At 63.7% G+C, this 19,249-nt stretch carries 20 protein-coding genes; 14 read left to right on the top strand and 6 right to left on the bottom strand.

Annotation, left to right across the window (positions count from 1 at the left end):
* Window positions 1-21 precede the first annotated feature (21 nt).
* The 3 genes from BMZ43_RS11970 to BMZ43_RS11960 are packed head-to-tail and all read right to left on the bottom strand — an operon-like array spanning window position 22 to window position 3,020.
* Window positions 22-1,530: a tripartite tricarboxylate transporter permease gene (locus tag BMZ43_RS11970; protein ID WP_064307347.1), complete on the bottom strand. Its 1,509-nt coding sequence runs from the start codon at window positions 1,528-1,530 to the stop codon at window positions 22-24.
* Between the two features lies 1 nt (window position 1,531).
* On the bottom strand, window positions 1,532-1,990 hold the full coding sequence (locus BMZ43_RS11965; RefSeq protein WP_017640135.1) for a tripartite tricarboxylate transporter TctB family protein: 459 nt from the start codon (window positions 1,988-1,990) through the stop codon (window positions 1,532-1,534).
* Window positions 1,991-2,039: 49 nt separating this feature from the next.
* Window positions 2,040-3,020: a Bug family tripartite tricarboxylate transporter substrate binding protein gene (locus tag BMZ43_RS11960; RefSeq protein WP_017640136.1), complete on the bottom strand. Its 981-nt coding sequence runs from the start codon at window positions 3,018-3,020 to the stop codon at window positions 2,040-2,042.
* Between the two features lie 330 nt (window positions 3,021-3,350).
* On the opposite strand from BMZ43_RS11960, the gene BMZ43_RS11955 reads away from it, so the two are divergent.
* Entirely contained in the window at window positions 3,351-4,022 is a 672-nt protein-coding gene (locus tag BMZ43_RS11955) for a response regulator (protein WP_093253821.1), read from the top strand.
* Window positions 4,015-5,418 carry a sensor histidine kinase gene (locus BMZ43_RS11950; RefSeq protein WP_093253817.1) on the top strand — a complete coding sequence of 468 codons (1,404 nt, stop codon included), beginning with the start codon at window positions 4,015-4,017 and terminating at the stop codon, window positions 5,416-5,418. The genes BMZ43_RS11955 and BMZ43_RS11950 overlap by 8 nt, the downstream gene beginning before the upstream one ends.
* Before the next feature lie 175 nt (window positions 5,419-5,593).
* Here BMZ43_RS11950 and BMZ43_RS11945 read toward each other — a convergent pair whose 3' ends face one another.
* On the bottom strand, window positions 5,594-6,430 hold the full coding sequence (locus BMZ43_RS11945; protein ID WP_093253814.1) for an HDOD domain-containing protein: 837 nt from the start codon (window positions 6,428-6,430) through the stop codon (window positions 5,594-5,596).
* Window positions 6,431-6,470: 40 nt separating this feature from the next.
* Window positions 6,471-7,388, bottom strand: a complete 918-nt coding sequence (locus tag BMZ43_RS11940; protein ID WP_017640140.1) for a CAF17-like 4Fe-4S cluster assembly/insertion protein YgfZ — start codon at window positions 7,386-7,388, stop codon at window positions 6,471-6,473.
* 122 nt (window positions 7,389-7,510) lie between these two features.
* On the opposite strand from BMZ43_RS11940, the gene BMZ43_RS11935 reads away from it, so the two are divergent.
* Together BMZ43_RS11935 and BMZ43_RS11930 are read left to right on the top strand one after the other, a co-directional pair.
* Complete coding sequence (locus BMZ43_RS11935; RefSeq protein ID WP_068383084.1) at window positions 7,511-7,768, top strand: FAD assembly factor SdhE; 258 nt, start codon at window positions 7,511-7,513, stop codon at window positions 7,766-7,768.
* Window positions 7,752-8,204, top strand: coding sequence for a protein YgfX (locus BMZ43_RS11930; protein WP_017640142.1), 453 nt, complete (start codon window positions 7,752-7,754; stop codon window positions 8,202-8,204). Before BMZ43_RS11935 ends, BMZ43_RS11930 begins: the two co-directional genes overlap by 17 nt.
* Here BMZ43_RS11930 and nadB read toward each other — a convergent pair.
* Window positions 8,161-9,786: an L-aspartate oxidase gene (nadB, locus tag BMZ43_RS11925; RefSeq protein ID WP_017640143.1), complete on the bottom strand. Its 1,626-nt coding sequence runs from the start codon at window positions 9,784-9,786 to the stop codon at window positions 8,161-8,163. The genes BMZ43_RS11930 and nadB overlap by 44 nt on opposite strands.
* Window positions 9,787-10,117: 331 nt before the next feature.
* Between nadB and rpoE the strand changes: the two genes are divergently transcribed.
* The 10 genes from rpoE (at window position 10,118) to pdxJ (ending at window position 19,120) form a co-directional block, all read left to right on the top strand.
* Entirely contained in the window at window positions 10,118-10,699 is a 582-nt protein-coding gene (rpoE, locus tag BMZ43_RS11920; RefSeq protein ID WP_026083736.1) for an RNA polymerase sigma factor RpoE/AlgU, read from the top strand.
* A gap of 33 nt (window positions 10,700-10,732) precedes the next feature.
* Window positions 10,733-11,260 carry a sigma-E factor negative regulatory protein gene (locus BMZ43_RS11915; protein WP_093253809.1) on the top strand — a complete coding sequence of 176 codons (528 nt, stop codon included), beginning with the start codon at window positions 10,733-10,735 and terminating at the stop codon, window positions 11,258-11,260.
* 222 nt (window positions 11,261-11,482) lie between these two features.
* On the top strand, window positions 11,483-12,907 hold the full coding sequence (locus BMZ43_RS11910; protein WP_026083737.1) for a DegQ family serine endoprotease: 1,425 nt from the start codon (window positions 11,483-11,485) through the stop codon (window positions 12,905-12,907).
* Window positions 12,908-13,054: 147 nt separating this feature from the next.
* Window positions 13,055-14,854 (top strand): translation elongation factor 4, encoded by a 1,800-nt coding sequence (gene lepA, locus BMZ43_RS11905; RefSeq protein ID WP_017640148.1) that lies wholly within the window; start codon window positions 13,055-13,057, stop codon window positions 14,852-14,854.
* A gap of 5 nt (window positions 14,855-14,859) precedes the next feature.
* On the top strand, window positions 14,860-15,714 hold the full coding sequence (lepB, locus tag BMZ43_RS11900) for a signal peptidase I (protein ID WP_093253806.1): 855 nt from the start codon (window positions 14,860-14,862) through the stop codon (window positions 15,712-15,714).
* The gene (locus BMZ43_RS11895; RefSeq protein WP_017640150.1) at window positions 15,711-16,106 is read left to right on the top strand and encodes a DUF4845 domain-containing protein; all 396 of its coding nucleotides are present in this window, start codon (window positions 15,711-15,713) and stop codon (window positions 16,104-16,106) included. Before lepB ends, BMZ43_RS11895 begins: the two co-directional genes overlap by 4 nt.
* Window positions 16,103-16,792, top strand: coding sequence for a ribonuclease III (rnc, locus tag BMZ43_RS11890; protein WP_064307342.1), 690 nt, complete (start codon window positions 16,103-16,105; stop codon window positions 16,790-16,792). Before BMZ43_RS11895 ends, rnc begins: the two co-directional genes overlap by 4 nt.
* Window positions 16,785-17,690 (top strand): GTPase Era, encoded by a 906-nt coding sequence (gene era, locus BMZ43_RS11885; RefSeq protein ID WP_017640152.1) that lies wholly within the window; start codon window positions 16,785-16,787, stop codon window positions 17,688-17,690. Before rnc ends, era begins: the two co-directional genes overlap by 8 nt.
* 2 nt (window positions 17,691-17,692) lie before the next feature.
* Window positions 17,693-18,376 carry a DNA repair protein RecO gene (gene recO / locus BMZ43_RS11880; RefSeq protein ID WP_093253803.1) on the top strand — a complete coding sequence of 228 codons (684 nt, stop codon included), beginning with the start codon at window positions 17,693-17,695 and terminating at the stop codon, window positions 18,374-18,376.
* 3 nt (window positions 18,377-18,379) lie between these two features.
* The gene (gene pdxJ / locus BMZ43_RS11875) at window positions 18,380-19,120 is read left to right on the top strand and encodes a pyridoxine 5'-phosphate synthase (RefSeq protein WP_093253800.1); all 741 of its coding nucleotides are present in this window, start codon (window positions 18,380-18,382) and stop codon (window positions 19,118-19,120) included.
* Window positions 19,121-19,249: the final 129 nt, after the last annotated feature.

The following is a 19,249-nucleotide window of genomic DNA, read 5'->3' as shown; positions in this document are numbered from 1 at the left end:
CGGGCGCGGGTGTCGCCGACCTCAGACGGTCGCGGCCTTGGGTGCGCGACGCTTGCGCCAGGCACGGTAGAAGGGCAGGGCCACCATCAGGATGCAGACGATCCAGATGGCCTGGCTGATGCCGCTCTGCCAGAGGATGCCCACTTCGCCGTTGGAGATCGACAGTGCGCGTCTCAGACTCGTCTCCATCAGCTCGCCGAGGATGAAGCCCAGCAGCAGCGGTGAGAGCGGGAAGTCCAGCTTGCGCATGATGTAGCCGAAGATGCCCACGCAGACCATCAACACCAGGTCGAAGGTGGTGGCGTGCACCGCGTAGACGCCGATGCCGGTGATGATGGCGATGGCCGGGGCCAGCGACCAGTTCGGCACATCGAGGATCTTGGTGAACATCTTCACCATGGGCACGTTGAGGATCAGCAGCATCACGTTGGCGATGAACAGCGAGGCGATCAGGCCCCACACCAGATTCGGCTCGTTCTGGAACAGCAGCGGGCCGGGGGTGATGTTGTACAGGGTCAGGGCGCCGATCATCACCGCGGTGGTGCCCGAGCCGGGGATGCCCAGGGTCAGCATGGGAATCATGTTGCCGCACACCGCCGCGCCGATGGCGGTTTCCGGTGCGGCCAGACCACGCAGGTCACCCTTGCCGAACTTGCCATCGGCACCGGCCATGCGCTTCTCGGTGGTGTAGGCCAGGGCACTGGCCAGGGTCGCGCCGGCGCCCGGCAGCACGCCGATGATGAAGCCGCTCACCGAGCTGCGCAGGTTGACCATGAACACGCTGCGCGCTTCGCGCACATTGAACAGCATGCGCCCGGTAGCCTTGACCGCGACCTGACCGTGATGGGTCTGCTCCAGCAGCAGGAGCAGTTCGCTCACCGAGAACAGGCCCAGTACCAGGATCACGAAGTCGATGCCGTCGGCCAGGTGCACGTTGTCGAAGGTGAAGCGATAGACGCCGCTGTTGGCGTCGATGCCCACGGAGGCGATGGCCAGGCCGAACAGCGCGGCGACCAGGGTCTTGACCGGCTTTTCGGCGGCCATGCCGGAGAGGCTGAGAATGGCCAGGGCCATCAGCGCGAAGTATTCCGCGGGACCGAAGGCGATCGCCCACTTGGCCAGCAGCGGCGAGAACAGCACCATGCCGCAGGTGGCGATGAAGGCGCCAATGAAGGAGCTCCAGGCCGACAGCGACAGGGCTACGCCCGCCATGCCCTGGCGTGCCAGCGGATAGCCGTCCAGACAGGTCATCATGGTCGCGGCTTCGCCGGGGATGTTCAGCAGGATCGAGGAGATCCGACCGCCGTACTCGCAGCCCAGATAGACCGCCGCCAGCAGGATCAGCGAGGTTTCCGGCGGCAGGCCCAGGGCGAAGGCCACCGGGATCAAGAGGGCGATGCCGTTGATCGGCCCGAGACCCGGCAACAAACCCACCACGGTACCGATCAGGGTGCCGATCAGCGCCACGATCAGGTTGGTCGGCGTCATGGCGACGCCAAAGCCCTGCATCAGAAAATTCAAGGTTTCCATGTCAGCCTTCCAGGAATTCCAGCACGCCAAGGGGTAGGGGGACTTCCATCACCCGGTCGAACAGCACATAGAGACTTACCGAGAGCAGCAGGCTGACCAGGGCACAAGGCATCAGGCGGCCGCCATAGAGTAGGCCGCACAGGGTGGCGGTCAGGAAGGCGCTCAAGGGGAAGCCCAGCGGCTGGAAGGTCAGGGCATAGCCCAGCAGGATGACGCAGCAGGCCACCACCTTGCGCAGCGAGGAAGCGTCCAGCGGCTTCTGGTCTTCACCGTCGCCGATCGGCGTGGGACGAATGATCAGATAGGCCAGGCCCAGGCTCATCAGCCCGAACATCAGCATCGGATAGGCCCGCGGACCGACCGGCTCGTAGGAGAAGGGCGCCTGGTAATCCCGGGCGATGAACAGCATGACGAGTCCGGCCACCAGCCAGACCGCCATGAAGGCGCGTTGGAAGATCATGTCGACATCCTCGAAGGCGCCCGGAGGGGCGCCAGGGGCGGGGGCTCTGTTACTGGATCAGGCCGAATTCCTTGGCCATGCCGCGGTAGCGCGCGACTTCCTTCTGCACATAGGCATCCAGTTCGGCACCGGTCATGGCGAAGGGGAAGAGTTCGCGCTGATCACGCAGCTTGGCGAAGTCGTCGGACGCCAGCAGCTTGTCGAAGCTGGCTTTCCACCAGTTGTACTGCTCGTCGGTGACCTTCGGGCCGACATAGAAGCCGCGGACCACGGGCCAGACGATGTCGTAGCCCTGCTCACGCGCGGTGGGGATGTCCTTCATCGCCGGCTCGTCGAAACGCTGCTCGGCGAAGACCGCCAGGAGGCGCATGTTGCCGGCCTCGACATGGGGCATGGAGTCGGAGATGTCGGTGCTGCCGACCTGGATGTGGCCGCCCAGCAGCGCGGTGGCGATCTCGCCGCCGCCTTCCAGGGCCACGTAGCGCAGTTCCTTGGGATTGATACCGGCGGCTTTGGCGATCAGGGCCGTCTGCATCCAGTCCTGGCTGCCCACGGTACCGCCGGAGCCGATCACCACCTTGCTCGGGTCCTTCTTCAGCGCCTCGACCAGATCACCTAGGGTCTTGTAGGGCGAATCGGCCTTGACCGCGATGGCGCCATAGCTGGCCCCCACCGCCGCCAGCCAGCGTACGGCCTTCTCGTCGAAACGACCGAACTTGCCCTGGGCCAGGTTCAGCAGCGAACCGCTGGAGAAGGCGACGATGGTGTCGCCATCGGCCGGACGCTGAGCCACCACGGTGTTGTAGGCCACCGCGCCTACCCCGCCGGGCATGTAGGTCACGCGCATGGGCTTGTCCAGCAACTTGGCTTCCACTAGGCCACTCTGGGCCAGCTTGCAGGTCAGGTCGAAGCCACCACCCGGGGAGGCCGGGGCGATGCATTCAGGACGCTTGGGTTCGGCCACGGCCTGGGCGGACAGCAGCACGGAGGCGGCCAGGGTCAGGGTGAGGTTGCGCAAGGTGGTGCTCATCGACGTCTTCCTTTTGTTGTTATTTCAGAAGCTGACAGGCGGACACGGCTCAGGCTCGCCAGGGCGGCGATCGTTCACAGAAGAGAAGGGTGAGCACGTGGAGCTGCGCGAGGGCGAGCATGGATGTCGTTCCGCTTGTTATTGTTGTTGGCCAACCAGGGGTGGCGCTTGGGCAAGCATCATGCGGTTCTGGGACCGCTACCTTTCACTCTAGACCGCCAAGCTTTCAACAGCCTTTCAATCGTGAAAGGCGGCAATAGTGCGGTTCCGGCTACAGGCCAGCTGGCCGGTATCCGGTAAACTCGAATTTTTTGAGCGGGAGCTGTCAGCGTGCGCATCCTATTGGTCGAAGATCATCCGCCACTGGCCGAAAGCGTCGCCCAGGCGCTCAAGAATGCCGGGCTCAACGTCGATCTGCTCAACGATGGCGTGGCCGCGGATCTGGCCCTGCAGAGTGAGAGCTATGCCCTGGCTATCCTCGATATCGGCCTGCCGCGCATGGACGGCTTCGAGGTCCTGGCGCGCCTGCGCGAGCGCGGTGATCGCCTGCCGGTGCTGATGCTGACCGCCCGCGGCGAGGTCAAGGATCGGGTGCAGGGCCTCAATCTCGGTGCCGACGACTACCTGGCCAAGCCCTTCGAGCTCACCGAGTTGGAAGCCCGGGTCAAGGCCCTGCTGCGCCGCAGCGTGCTGGGCGGGGATCGCCAGCAACGCTGCGGTCCACTGATCTACGACCTCAATACCTCGCGCTTCACCTTGGCGGAGGAAGCACTGTCGCTCACCTCCCGCGAGCACGCCGTACTGGCTGCACTCATCGCCCGCCCCGGCCGGGTCATGAGCAAAGAGCAGCTCGCCTCGCAAGTCTTCGGCCTGGACGAGGAAGCCAGTCCCGAAGCCATCGAGATCTATGTGCATCGCCTGCGCAAGAAGCTGGAGGCCGGCGCGGTACGCATCGTCACCTTCCGCGGCCTGGGCTATCTGCTGGAAGAGCAGCATGGCTGACGTGGCGAAGGCCGCTGGCAGCCTGCGTGGCCGCCTGTTGCTGCGCATGGTCATCCTGCTCGCCGTGATCCTGGCGGTCAGCAGCCTGGCCGCCTATCTCAATGGCCGGCGCCTGGCCGACGTGGCCTATGATCGGACGCTGCTGGCCTCGGCCCGTACCATCGCCGCGGGCCTGTCCGCCAGCAACGGCACCCTGCGTGCCGATGTGCCCTACATCGCCCTGGACAACTTCGCCTACGACAACGTCGGACGCATCTTCTACCAGGTGCTGGACACCCGTGGCCGACTGATTTCCGGCTACGAGGAGATCCCGCCACCTCCACCGGACGCAGCCCTGACCCGCGACTATCCGGCCCTGGCGCGCTTCTACAACAGCACCTATCGCGGCAAGGACGTGCGGGTGGTCAGCCTGGCCCAGCCGGTCAGCCAGCCGGATCTCACCGGCATGGCCGAGATTCGTGTCGCCGAGACCGCAGAAGCCCGCGAAGAGGTGGCCCGCAGCCTGCTCACCGACACCCTGATCCGCCTGGGGCTGATGGGGCTGGGTGCCATCCTGCTGGTATGGATGGCGGTGGGCGCCGCTCTGCGTCCCCTGGAGCGCCTGCGCCGGGCCGTGGAAGAACGCGGGGTGGACGATCTGCGGCCCTTGCCCGAGGTGCGCGCGCCCCAGGAACTGCTGCCGCTGGTGCATGCCCTGGAAGGCTTCACCCTGCGTCTGCGCCGACTGTTCGAGCGCCAGGCCGACTTCATCGCCAACGCCGCCCATGAGTTGCGCACCCCGCTGGCAGCGATCAAGGCGCGGGTCGAACTGGGCTTGCGCGAACGCGAGCCCCAGGCCTGGTGCGCCACCCTGGAAGAAACCCGCACCAGCACCGATCGCCTGGCGCGCCTGGCCAATCAGCTGCTGTCGCTGGCACGGATCGAGAGTGGTGCCCAAGCCATCGCCGAAGGGGGTGCCGAGCGCCTGGAACTCAGCGAGCTGGCCAGGGAGCTGGCCATGGCGCTGGCCCCGCTGGCCCATGCCAAGGGCGTCGCCCTGGCCTTCGAGCCCTTCGCCAAGGCGCCGGTGATCGGCGAGCCGACGCTGCTCAACGAGCTGCTCTGCAATCTGGTGGAAAACGCCCTGGCCCACAGCCAGTCAGGTGGCAACATCGTGGTGCGGGTGTTGGCCCCGGCGGTGCTGGAGGTCGAGGATGACGGTCCCGGCATTCCTGCCAGTGCGCGGGCCAAGGTCTTCGAGCGCTTTCAGCGCCTGGATCCCCAGTCCGGTGGTGCCGGTCTGGGGCTGGCCATCGTCGGTGAGATCTGCGCCGCCCACCGCGCCCGTATCCAGTTGCTGGACGGCGCGCTCGGCGGGCTACGGGTAAGGGTTGAATTTCCCGCCGAGGAAGCCTAGGCCTTGTCTAAAAGTGCCTGTGCTTGGCCATGCTGCGTTAAAGATTCGCTGGATCGCCAGCCCGGCCGGAATGCTCATTTACCACTCGTAAACTCGTTCGCGAGCCCGGTCCGCTTCCTCACGGATTTTTGCCTTGCCTGACCTCCGCTCGGCGACTTTTCAGACAGGCCTAGGCTCAGCCGAGCAGGGTGCGCGACTGTTCCACCGCGTCCCAGAAGGCCGGATCCTGAGCGGGGTCCGGCTGATTGTTCAGCCCCATGCGGATGCCGGCGGGCAGCGTCTGGACCGAGCTCTCCTGCTGACCCTGACCCTGACGCTGCGCGTGCAGCTGCGAGGCGACCTGCACGATATCGGCATAGTCGGCCGCGGCGGGCTGACGCTCCAGCGCCAGGTATTCGCGGGGCACGCAGGCGATGTCGGCCGGGAAATCCCAGACCTTGAGGATGCGTTCGCCGATCTGCGGATGGATGCGCGCGGTCACCTGATCGAGGGTGATGGCGTTGGCCAGCAGTTCTTCCTGCTCTTCGGCATAGGTCAGGATCGGCAGCACGCCGATCTGGTGCACTAGGCCGGCGAGCAGGGCGCGGTCGGCCATCAGGCGGGTGTACCTCTTGCACAGCGCATGGCTGATGGCGGCGATCTCGGTGCCCTGGCTCCAGACCTCGCGCATCTTGCGATCCACGGCGTCGCTGGTGGCCTGGAACATCTGCTGCATGGCCAGACCCGTGGCCAGATTCGCCGTGTAGTTGATGCCCAGGCGTCCGACCGCCATCTGCAGGTCGGTGATCTCCTTGCTGGTGCGCAGCAGCGGGCTGTTGACCACCTTGATCAAGCGCGCCGTCAGGGCTGCGTCCATGGCGATCACCCGACTCAGCTCGGCGACGCCCACGTTGGGGTCTTCGGCCGCTTCTCTGACCTTCAGGGCCACCTCGGGAAGGGTGGGCAGCACCACGCGGTCCGTGTCTATCGCGTGGAGAAGATCCTGAACAACTTTTTCAGCAAGAGGAGTCATGACATACCTGTGTGAGGAGCGGAAAAGGCGATCCCAACCTTCAGCGCTTTATTTCACGATCGCTGTCGAGAGAGTAGGGCAAATCGAGTAAACGGCAGTTTGGCCCGTCCGAGCTGCCCAGCGCGATGCGCCCGTCAGCCACGGCATCGCCCTGCAGCACGGCCAGGAACTCGCAACCCTCGGCGCTTGGCGCGGCCAGTACCACCTCGCCCACGCTGCTGCCATGGACTGGCGAGAACAGCTCGGTACCCACGGCAGGGGGCTGGTCGCTGCCGGCCAGGCGATAGAGACGCCGCTTGAGCTTGCCCAGGTACTGCATGCGCGCGACGATCTCCTGGCCGGTATAGCAGCCCTTGCGAAAGCTCACGCCATCCAGGGCCTGCAGGTTGATCATCTGTGGGACGAACAGCTCGCGGGTCGCGCCGAACAGCTGGCCCACGCCGGCCCGCACCTGGGCCAGCAGCCACTCATCGAGCGCGACCTCCGGCAAGGCCGGCACCGCTGCGTCCGCCGCGCGCCAGGTCTCGACCCGGCCATCCTCCAGCCGCAGGGCGAAGCCGTCATCGAGCGGCGCCACGGCATTGGCCTGGTCACCCAGCGCGATGTCGGGATAGGCACTGGCGAAGCCCGCAGCCGAGAGCCCGAGGCGTTGCCATTGGGCGCTTTCATCCGCGAGCGTCGACTTGGAGAAGACCGCATATTTCTTCAGATCGGTCAGCAGTGGCTCGACCAGTTCCGCGGCCATCGCCAACAGATAGCCGTCGGCCTGCTTGACGATGCGGAAGCTGGAGACTAGACGGCCCTTGGGCGTGCAGCGACCGCCCAGACCGGCCTGGTCGTCAGCGAGATAATTGAGGTTGCAGGTCAGCTGCCCCTGGAGAAACTTGGTCGCATCGACCCCGCGGATGGCCAGGACGCCTTCGTGGGTCAAGCGGCAGAAATACGGCGAGTTGGCCATTGCGGCTGCAGCTCCGTGTCGAGTGAAGCCGCTCATCATAGGCGCGCCCAGAGTGAATGTCAGGCGCACTGCGCGATGGGGCGCTTCAGGCTTATACTGCGCCGATTGTCGCAGGAGTCCCCATGAGTACCGAAGCTACCGAACTCAATAGATTGTACTGGCACAGCCGCCGCGGCATGCTGGAGCTGGATGTGTTGCTGGTGCCCTTCGTCAAGGAGGTCTATTCCTCCCTGACTGCCGAAGACCAGGCGCGCTATCGCAAGCTGCTCGAGTGCGAGGATCAGGACATGTTCCACTGGTTCATGCAGCGCGGCGAACCGGAAGACGCCGACCTGCAGATCATCGTGCGCATGATCCTGGACCGTGTCCAGCCGGCTTGAGCCCTTCGAATGCCGCTGGAGCGCCTCGGCGGGCCTCCTGCGGCTGCATGCCGTAGCGGCGTTCGCTGCAGGGATCAGCCCCTGGCTGACGGCCATTCCCTGGACGCTCAAAGCTCTCCTGACGCTGCTGGTGCTCTGGTCCTGGCAGCGTGTGCGCCAGCGGCAGCTCCAGCAGCGCTATCCGGAGGTTCCGCGGCGGCTACGGCATGGCGCCGAGGGGTGGCAGCTCTGGTCGCCGGCCAGTGGCTGGCAGGCTGTGCAATTATGCCCGGACAGCCTGGCATTGCCGCTGCTGGTGGTCCTGCGCTATCGCCTGCCTGGCGAAAGACTCACTCGCAGTCTCTGCATCGCCCGTGACAGCCTGACCGCGGACGCCCATCGCCGCCTGCGGGTCAGGCTTCGCTTCGCCCCGCGCCGGTTCGCGGCACCAGAATAGTGTCCCGGGCGGCGTCGCTGGCGAGCTGCGGATAGTCCAGGGTGAAATGCAGGCCGCGACTTTCCTGGCGGGCAAGGGCGCTCTCGATGATCAGCTCCGCCACCTGCGCCAGGTTGCGCAACTCGATCAGGTCGCGACTGACTCTATAGTTGCTATAGAACTCGTCGATCTCGTCCATCAGCAGCCGGATGCGATGGCGGGCGCGTACCAGGCGCTTGGTGGTGCGCACGATGCCGACGTAGTCCCACATGAAGCGCCGCAGTTCGTCCCAGTTGTGGGCGATGACCACGTCCTCGTCCGAGTCCGTCACCTGGCTGGCATCCCAGTCGGGCAGGTCGCGCGGCATGACGATCTCGGCCTCCTGCGCCTGGATGTCCAGCGCCGCCGAGCGGGCATAGACGAAGCACTCCAGCAACGAATTGCTGGCCATGCGATTGGCCCCATGCAGACCGGTGCAGCTGGTCTCGCCGATGGCGTAGAGGCCGGCGAGATCCGTGCGCCCATGCGCATCAACCCGCACGCCGCCACAGGTGTAGTGCGCCGCCGGTACCACCGGGATCGGATCGCGGGTAATGTCGATACCCAGCTCCAGGCAGCGCCGATGGACCGTGGGAAAGTGCTCCTGCACGAAGTCCGCCGGCTTGTGGCTGATATCGAGGAAGACGCAGTCGACGCCCAGGCGCTTCATCTCATGGTCGATGGCGCGGGCCACCACGTCCCGCGGTGCCAGATCGGCGCGGGGGTCGAAGCGCGGCATGAAGCGTTCGCCATCGGGCAGGCGCAACACCGCGCCCTCGCCACGCAGGGCTTCGGTGATCAGAAAGCTCCGCGCATGGGGGTGATAGAGGCAGGTGGGATGGAACTGGTTGAATTCCAGGTTGGCCACCGAGCAGCCGGCGCGCCAGGCCATGGCGATACCGTCGCCGCTGGCGCTGTCCTGGTTGGTGCTATAGAGGTAGGCCTTGCTGGCCCCGCCGGTAGCCAGCACCGTGAAGCGTGCGTGCAGGGTGTCCACCTGATCGCTGGTCCGGTCGAGCACATAGGCGCCCAGGCAACGGGCGCCCGGCCGGCCGAGCTTTTCCGTGGTGATCAGATCCACCGCCACGCGCTGGCTGAGCAGCTGTATGTTGGGGCGGCCTTCGGCGATGCGCAGCAGGGTGTCGAAGATGGCCATGCCGGTGGCATCGGCGGCGTGAATGATGCGTCGGTGGCTGTGGCCGCCTTCACGGGTCAGGTGAAAGCCCAGGCCGCCCTTGCCGGTGTCCTGTTCGCGAGTGAAGGGCACGCCCTGGTCGATCAGCCACTGCATGGCCTCGCGACTGTGCTCGACGGTGAAGCGCACGGCCCCTTCGTCACACAGTCCGGCGCCCGCGATTAGGGTATCCTGCACGTGCGCCTCGACGGTATCGCCCTCGTCCAGCACGGCGGCGACGCCACCCTGGGCCCAATAGGTCGAGCCTTGCGCCAATTCGCCTTTGCTCAAGACCGCGATCGACAGCGTCGCCGGCAGATTGAGCGCGAGCGTCAGGCCCGCGGCGCCGCTGCCGATTACCAGGACATCGAATTCCAGATGACGCGCCATGACGTTTCCTTCTCACCGAGACGGCGAGTATAGGAACAAGGCGGCTGACGGCATAGCCATCGCGCGGCATCGAGCAGGGAACTCGCGGGCGTGGAGCAGGGTCTATGTACAGATAATTGCTCATCCGTGCGGCGGGAATGCCCAGACGAGAATGAGCCATCTGCCAAAGCTAAATCAGTGACACCCAGGAGCGATCAGCAGCCATATTAGTGCTCGCTCATCAACTGCTGTGGAGGGGAGAACTTTCGTGCAACAGCCCAGTCTAGCAGCGCGCGTCGATAGTGAAAGCAAGGACGATAAAGAGCTGCAAGCCAAGGACAGCAAGCAAGCCCTGCCCACCCAGGAGCAGGATCAACAACTTGTCGAGCGCGTCCAGCGTGGTGACAAGCGTGCCTTCGACCTGCTGGTGCTCAAGTATCAGCACAAGATCCTCGGTCTGATCGTGCGTTTCGTCCACGATACCCAGGAAGCCCAGGACGTCGCTCAGGAGGCTTTTATCAAGGCCTATCGCGCGCTCGGGAACTTCCGCGGTGATAGCGCTTTCTACACCTGGCTTTATCGCATCGCCATCAACACGGCGAAAAACCATCTGGTTGCCCGGGGTCGTCGTCCACCGGACAGCGACGTCAGTGCCGAAGATGCGGAATTTTATGAAGGCGACCATGCTCTAAAGGATATCGAGTCCCCAGAGCGGTCCCTCTTGCGGGATGAGATCGAGGCCACCGTGCACCGTACCATCCAGCAACTCCCGGAAGATCTGCGTACCGCGCTGACCCTTCGTGAGTTCGAAGGCCTCAGCTACGAAGACATTGCTAATGTCATGCAGTGTCCGGTTGGAACGGTCCGGTCTCGGATTTTCCGAGCTCGGGAAGCGATAGACAAAGCATTGCAGCCCCTGCTGCGTGATGCATAGACAGCGGCGACAGCTTTTAGAGAGGTAATACGTATGAGTCGTGAAGCCCTGCTGGAATCCCTGTCCGCTGTTATGGATAACGAAGCGGACGAATTCGAAACCCGGCGTGTCATCGCCGAGGTCAGCAAGGACCCGGAATTGCGCGCCACCTGGTCGCGCTACGCCATGGTCAGCGCCGTGATTCGCGGCGAGCCCATGATGCCGAATCTGGACATCGCCAAGGGCGTTACCACCACGCTGGAGCGTGATGAGGTCGCCGCAGCCCCGGCAGCGCCCGTCGCTGCTCAGGTCAGCAAGGGTCGCTGGTCGAGCCTGGGTCGTGTCGCGGTTGCCGCGTCCGTGACCTTCGCCGTACTGGCGGGTGTGCGGATGTACAATCAGTCTGACGTCTCTACCCAGGGTCTGGCCCAGCAGGCGCCGAGCCAGCTGACCGTGCCGCAACCTGCGCGTAGCCCGGCCGTACTGGCCAGCTTCAGCGAAGAAAGCACCAAGGCCAACGCCGAAGCCAAGGCTAATCAGCCGGCGGTTGGTGAAAAGCAGGATGCTCCTGCCCAGCGTTGATTCGCTGGTCTCACCGCAGAAAGGGCGCCTGGAGTTAAGCTTCAGGTGCCCTTTTTTTGCCTGAAGGATTTTCGACCAGGTCGCAAAAAAGCTTCGAAAGCTATCGTTCAGCAAGGGCGTGCTATTTCTGCTGCCAGTCGTCACTGACTATGCCTCCCATCCGGGAAGGGCTGGTCGCCAGCGATGTGTTCAAGTCATTGGATAGAGTGGAGCTGCATGCGCATGCGCAATCTAAAGCATTACACGGCGGCCCTGATGGGGCTCTGGCTGATGGGACTGACGGCCATGGCTCGGGCCGATCTGCCGGATTTCACCGGCCTGGTCGAGGCAGCGTCTCCCGCGGTCGTCAATATCAGCACCCGACAGAAAATTCCCGAAGGTCGCGGCGCTGGCGCCATGACCATGCCGGACCTGGAAGGTCTGCCGCCGGGCATCCGTGAATTCTTCGAGCGCAGCATTCCGCAAATGCCGCGCAGTCCCCGTGGCAAGCAGGAGCAGGCCCAGTCGCTGGGTTCCGGCTTCATCATCTCTGCCGATGGCTACATCCTGACCAATAACCACGTGGTCGCCGATGCCGACGAGATCCTGGTGCGTCTCTCCGATCGCAGCGATCACACGGCCAAGCTGATCGGCGCGGATCCCCGTACCGACGTGGCCCTGCTGAAGATCGATGCCAAAGATCTGCCCACCCTCAAGCTGGGCAGCTCCGATCAATTGAAGGTCGGCGAATGGGTATTGGCCATCGGCTCGCCCTTCGGCTTCGATCATTCGGTCACCGCCGGTATCGTCAGCGCCAAGGGCCGTAGCCTACCCAACGAAAGCTACGTGCCCTTCATCCAGACCGACGTTGCCATCAATCCGGGCAACTCCGGTGGCCCGCTGTTCAACCTCAAGGGTGAGGTGGTCGGGATCAACTCGCAGATCTTCACCCGCTCCGGTGGCTTCATGGGGCTGTCCTTCGCCATCCCGATCGACGTGGCCATGAACGTGGCCAATCAGCTGAAGACCGAAGGCAAGGTCAGCCGTGGCTGGCTCGGTGTGGTCATCCAGGAAGTGGACAAGGATCTCGCCGAGTCCTTCGGCCTGGATCGTCCGGCCGGTGCCCTGGTCGCCCAGATTCTGGACGACGGCCCGGCAGCCAAGAGCGGCATCAAGGTCGGCGACGTCATCCTCTCGGTCAACGGCCAGAAGATCGAGGAATCCGCCGACCTGCCGCACCTGATCGGCAACCTCAAGCCGGGCGCCAAGGCCGACATGGAGGTCATCCGCGAAGGCAAGCGGCAGAACCTCAGCGTCACCGTGGGCGACATGCCCAAGGACGACCAGGCCACGTCCGGTGGCGAACGCGGTTCCGATCGGGCCAGCAATCGCCTGGGGATCGCCGTGGCCAACCTGACCGCCGAGCAGAAGAAGACCATGGATATCCAGAGCGGTGTGGTCATTAACAAGCTCAGTGGCGACGGTCCCGCCGCGGCCATCGGTCTGCGTCCGGGCGATGTCATCACCCATCTGAACAACCAGCCCATCGAATCCGCCACGGCCTTCGAGAAGATCACCTCGGCACTGCCGGCGGGTCGCTCCATCTCGATGCGCGTGGTGCGCGAGGGCCGCGCCAGCTTCATCACCTTCAAGCTGCCAGGCAAGTAAGGACCGGGTAGGGGAGTGGGGGCAGGTGACTGCCCCTTCTTTTTGTCCGCTCGAACGGCGCGAGTCCCCTTGTTTGCCGCATTCAGGTAAACTCCCCCGCTATTTTCCCGGCGGATGTTCCGCTGCTGGCTATTCGAGTGCTGATTCGTGAGTGATCTGAGCCATATCCGCAATTTCTCCATCATCGCCCACATCGATCACGGCAAGTCGACGCTTGCGGATCGGTTCATCCAGATCTGTGGTGGTTTGAGCGACCGAGAAATGGAGGCCCAGGTCCTGGATTCCATGGATCTCGAGCGCGAGCGCGGCATCACCATCAAGGCCCACAGCGTCACGCTGTACTACAAGGCTCAGGACGGCAAGACCTACCAGCTCAACTTCATCGATACCCCCGGCCACGTCGACTTCACCTACGAAGTCAGCCGTTCGCTGGCCGCCTGCGAAGGCGCGCTGCTGGTGGTGGATGCGGGCCAGGGCGTGGAAGCCCAGTCGGTCGCCAACTGCTACACCGCCATTGAGCAGGGCCTCGAGGTCATGCCGGTGCTGAACAAGATGGACCTGCCCCAGGCCGAGCCGGACAAGGTCAAGGCCGAGATCGAGCACATCATCGGCATCGACGCCACCGACGCCGTGCCCTGCAGCGCCAAGAGCGGCATGGGCGTACCCGAGGTGCTGGAGCAACTGGTCAAGGTCATCCCGCCGCCCGAAGGGGAAATCGACGCGCCCCTGCAGGCGCTGATCATCGATTCCTGGTTCGACAACTACCTGGGCGTCGTCTCGCTGGTGCGCGTCAAGCACGGGCGGGTCAAGAAGGGCGACAAGATCCTGGTCAAGTCCACCGGCAAGGTGCACCAGGTCGACAGCGTCGGCGTCTTCTCGCCCAAGCACACCGAAATGCCCGATCTGAAGGCCGGTGAAGTGGGCTTCATCATCGCCGGCATCAAGGAAATTCTCGGTGCCCCGGTCGGCGACACCCTGACCCTCAGCGCCACCCCCGACGTGGCCATGCTGCCGGGCTTCCAGCGGGTCAAGCCGCAGGTCTACGCCGGTCTGTTCCCGGTCAGCTCCGATGACTTCGAGGACTTCCGCGAAGCGCTGCAGAAGCTCACCCTCAACGACGCGGCCCTGCAATACGAGCCGGAAAGCTCCGAGGCCCTCGGCTTCGGCTTCCGCATCGGCTTCCTCGGCATGCTGCACATGGAGATCATCCAGGAGCGCCTGGAACGCGAATACGATCTCGACCTCATCACCACCGCGCCGACCGTGGTCTTCGAGGTGGTGCTAAAGGATGGCAGCACCATCTATGTCGACAACCCGTCGAAGCTGCCGGACCTGGCCTCCGTCGCCGAGATGCGCGAGCCCATCGTCCGCGCCAATATCCTGGTGCCCCAGGAGCATCTGGGCAACGTCATCACCCTGTGCATCGAGAAGCGTGGCGTCCAGCGCGACATGCAATTCCTCAGCAGCCAGGTGCAGGTCAGCTACGACCTGCCGATGAACGAGGTGGTGCTGGACTTCTTCGACCGCCTCAAGTCGGTGAGCCGCGGCTATGCCTCGCTGGACTACAGCTTCGATCGCTTCGAAGCCGCCAGCCTGGTCAAGCTCGATGTCCTCATCAACGGCGAGAAGGTCGACGCCCTGGCCCTGATCGTCCATCGTGACAAGGCGCACTACAAGGGTCGCGCCCTGACCGAGAAGATGAAGGAATTGATTCCCAGGCAGATGTTCGACGTGGCGATCCAGGCGGCGATCGGCGGTCAGATCGTCGCTCGTACCACCGTCAAGGCGCTGCGCAAGAACGTTCTGGCCAAGTGCTACGGCGGTGACGTCTCCCGTAAGCGCAAGCTGCTGGAAAAGCAGAAGGCGGGCAAGAAGCGCATGAAGCAGGTCGGTAGCGTGGAGATTCCTCAGGAGGCCTTCCTGGCCGTGCTCAAGGTGGATAGCTGAAGCCCATGTCTTTGAACTTCCCTCTGTTGCTGGTTCTCGCGGTCGCCGTCTGCGGCGCCCTGGCCCTCATCGACCTGCTGGTGCTCGCACCGCGTCGTCGCAAGGCGATCCAGACCTACGGGCAGCAGGTCAGCGAGCCCGATCCGGCGGTACTGGAGCAGTTGAACAAGGAGCCGGCGCTGGTCGAGTACGGAAAGTCCTTCTTTCCTGTCCTGGCCATCGTGCTGATCCTGAGGTCGTTCCTGGTTGAGCCCTTCCAGATTCCGTCGGGCTCCATGAAGCCGACCCTGGAAGTGGGCGATTTCATCCTGGTGAACAAATTCGCCTATGGCATTCGCCTGCCGGTGATTGATCTCAAGGTCATCCCGATCGGCGATCCCCAGCGTGGTGACGTCATGGTGTTCCGCTATCCCAGCGATCCCAGCGTCAACTACATCAAGCGCGTCATCGGGGTGCCGGGGGATACCATCCGCTACACCAGCGACAAGCAGCTGTACGTTAACGGCCAGCGCGTCAGCGAGGAGCTGGTGGGCGACGAGCCGGGTTCGCTGGGCAGCGTCAAGCTGTTCAAGGAGCAACTGGGCAAGGCCGAGCACCTGATTCGCGAAGAGATGACCCGCTACCGCATGGAACCCGACCACGAGTGGAAGGTGCCTGCCGGTCACTACTTCATGATGGGTGACAACCGCGACAACTCCAACGACAGTCGCTACTGGGACGATCCCAGCATTCCCCGTGACCTGCTCGGCATGGTTCCCGACCGCAACATCGTCGGCAAGGCCTTCGCCGTCTGGCTGAGCTGGCCGGAGCCCAAGCTGCAGAGCATGCCCACCCTGTCTCGCGTAGGTATCATCAGATGAATGAACGCAGAGTGCCTGGTCGTCCGTCGCGTCAGCAGGGGCTGTCGTTTCTCGGTGGTCTGCTCGCACTCTGCATCATCGCTTTCCTGGCCAGTACGGCCATGAAACTCGCGCCCCATTACCTGGACTACAATGCTCTGACCAAGGTCATCGAATCCATCGGCGACAATCCCGATAACCAGATTCGCAGCGTGTCCGACGTCTACAGCTATGTGGGGAAGGGGATGCAGGTAAACGACATCCGTGATCTCGATCTGCAAAAGGCCATGCGCGTCGAAGCCGAAGGCAATCACCTGCAGATCCACCTCGACTATGAAAAACGTGAACACCTGATCCGCAACATCGATCTGGTCGTTCGTTTCAATCGTGATTTCCGTATAAATCTCCCGTGACTTTATCTCTAGATCGCCTCGAGCGTCGGCTGGGTTATACCTTCAAGGACCCGGACCTGATGCTGCTCGCCCTCACGCACCGCAGCTTTGCCGGTCGCAACAACGAACGCCTGGAATTTCTCGGCGACGCCATCCTCAACTTCATCATCGGCGAAGCCCTCTACGATCACTTCCCTCAGGCCCGCGAAGGTCAGCTGTCCCGTCTGCGGGCCAAGTTGGTGAAGGGCGAGACCCTGGCGCTGCTGGCTCGCAGTTTCGAACTGGGTGATTACCTGCGCCTGGGCTCCGGTGAACTCAAGAGCGGTGGCTTTCGCCGCGAATCCATCCTCGCCGATGCCATGGAAGCTCTGATTGGCGGCATCTATCTGGATGCCGGCATGGACGCCGCCAAGGATCGGGTCATGGCCTGGCTCGGGCCGCAACTACGCGAGTTGACGCCGGTGGATACCAACAAGGATCCCAAGACCCGGCTGCAGGAGTTCCTCCAGGCACGCGCCTGCGACCTGCCGCGCTACGAGGTGGTCGCCATCGAAGGAGAGCCCCATTGCCGGGTCTTCTTCGTCGAATGCGAGATCGCCATGCTCAATGAGAAAACGACGGGGCAGGGCGTCAGTCGCCGCATCGCCGAACAGATAGCTGCCTCGGCGGCCTTGATCGCCCTGGGCGTGGAGAATGGTCATGAATGATGAGCTGAAGGCATCGCGCTGCGGCTACGTAGCCATCGTGGGTCGCCCCAACGTCGGCAAGTCCACGCTGCTCAACCATATCCTCGGACAGAAGCTGGCCATCACCTCGCGCAAGCCGCAGACGACCCGGCACAACATGCTCGGCATCAAGACCGAGGGTGAGGTGCAGACCATCTATGTGGATACCCCTGGTCTGCACAAGGAAAACCAGAAGGCGCTCAACCGCTTCATGAACAAGACGGCCGTCACCGCCCTGCGCGATGTGGATGTCGTGGTGTTCGTGGTCGACCGTACCCGCTGGACCGACGAAGACCAGATGGTGCTGGAGCGGGTCCGCTTCGTGAAGTGCCCGGTGCTGCTCGCCGTCAACAAGATGGATCGCCTGGAAGACAAGGCCGACATGCTGCCGCACCTGCAATGGCTGCAGGAGCAGCTGCCGGAAGCGACGCTCATTCCGGTTTCCGCCCAGCACGGCCACAATCTCGATGCCCTTGAAGAGCTGGTGGCCGAGCGCCTACCGGAAGGCGACCACTTCTTCCCCGAAGACCAGATCACCGACAGATCCAGTCGCTTCCTGGCGGCCGAGTTGATTCGCGAAAAGATCATGCGTCAGTTGGGGGCGGAATTGCCCTATCAGGTCGCCGTCGAGATCGAGGAATTCAAGTACGAGAACGGAGTGTTGCACATCCATGGCCTGATCCTGGTCGAGCGCGATGGTCAGAAGAAGATCCTCATCGGTCAGGCTGGCGAGCGCATCAAGCGCATCGGCCAGGAAGCCCGCCAGGACATGGAAACCCTGTTCGACGCCAAGGTCATGCTCAATCTCTGGGTCAAGGTCAAAGGCGGCTGGTCCGATGACGAGCGCGCCCTGCGCTCTCTGGGTTACTCCGACCTCTAGCGATGCAGGCGTCTGAGCCGCTGTTCGTCCTGCATGCGCGCCCCTATCGGGAAAGCAGTGCGCTGGTGGATGTGTTCGGCGCCTTCGGCCGGGTCCGCACGGTGTTGCGCGCGGCCCGCTCCCGTTCCGGAAGTCTGGCCAGGCCCTTCATTCCCCTCGAAGCCCAGCTCAGCGGGCGCGGGGAGCTGAAGAATCTGCAGAAGGTGGCGGCCCTGGCGCCGCCTTTTCTACTCCAGGGGCAGGCGCTATTCAGTGGCTTCTATCTCAATGAGCTGCTGGTCAGGCTGCTACCCGCCGAAGATCCCTATCCCGCCCTCTTCGAGCTCTATGGTCTGACCCTCGCTGCCCTAGCCCAGGGTCGTCCTGTCGAACCCCTGCTGCGCACCTTCGAATGGCGTCTGCTTGATCTGCTGGGCTACGGTTTCTCGCTGTCCCTGGCCCTGGATGGCCAGGCCATTGACGCCCAGCGCCTCTATCGCTTCATTCCGGACCAGGGCTTCGAGCCCGTCGACGAGGTGCGCCCGGGTTGTCTGGCCGGCGCGGAAATCCTGGCACTGGAGCGTGGCGAATGGGACGATCCTACGGTAGTCCGCGCTGCCAAGCGCCTGATGCGCCAGGCCCTGGCGCCGCACCTGGGCAGCAAACCCCTCATGAGTCGCGAATTGTTCGCCAAGCCAAGTGAATAAGCCATGAAAGACTTCAGTCGTGTTCTGTTGGGCGTCAACATCGATCATGTCGCCACCCTGCGTCAGGCGCGGGGTACCCGCTATCCCGATCCGGTCAAGGCGGCGCTGGACGCCGAGGAGGCGGGAGCGGATGGCATCACCCTGCATCTGCGCGAGGACCGTCGCCATATCCAGGAGCGGGATGTCCGCCTGCTGCGTGACCTCCTGCAGACCCGCATGAATCTCGAAGTGGCCCTGACGGCTGAAATGCTGGCATTCGCTCGCGAGATCCGTCCCGAGCACGTCTGCCTGGTGCCCGAGCGCCGGGAAGAACTGACCACCGAAGGTGGCCTGGATGTAGTGGGGCAGGTCCAGCGTATCCGCGACGCCATCGCTGCACTGCCCGCTTCGGAAGTATCTCTCTTTATAGATCCCGATCTGCAGCAGATCCAGGCGGCCAAGGACAGTGGTGCTCCGGTGATCGAACTCCACACCGGTCGCTACGCCGAAGCGGAGACCCAGGAAGAGCAAGCCGATGAGCTGCAGCGGCTGGCCAAGGCGGTGGAATTCGCCACTGGCCTCGGGCTGGTGGTCAATGCCGGCCATGGCCTGCACTACCACAATGTCCAACCCATCGCGGCGCTGCCGGGCATCAACGAACTGAACATCGGCCATGCCATCGTCGCCCAGGCCGTCTTCGTCGGCTTCAAGCAGGCGGTCAGGGACATGGCCGAATTGATCCGCTGCAACTCGATCGTAAAATAACTGTTGACCTGCTCTGAAACTCCCCTATAATGCGCCCACTTCCGGCGCAGACGCTGAAGCGGCTTGAAAATCAAGCACTTAGGTCTGAGCCGGGCGAGGGGTCCACGGATTCTTCGCCATTTGGCTCTC

Origin of the sequence: Pseudomonas sp. Snoq117.2 (assembly GCF_900110545.1) — a bacterium.
Taxonomy (GTDB): domain Bacteria; phylum Pseudomonadota; class Gammaproteobacteria; order Pseudomonadales; family Pseudomonadaceae; genus Chryseomonas; species Chryseomonas benzopyrenica.
The sequence above is the reverse complement of the archived record's forward strand: the minus strand, read 5'-3'. Positions and strand labels throughout refer to the sequence as shown.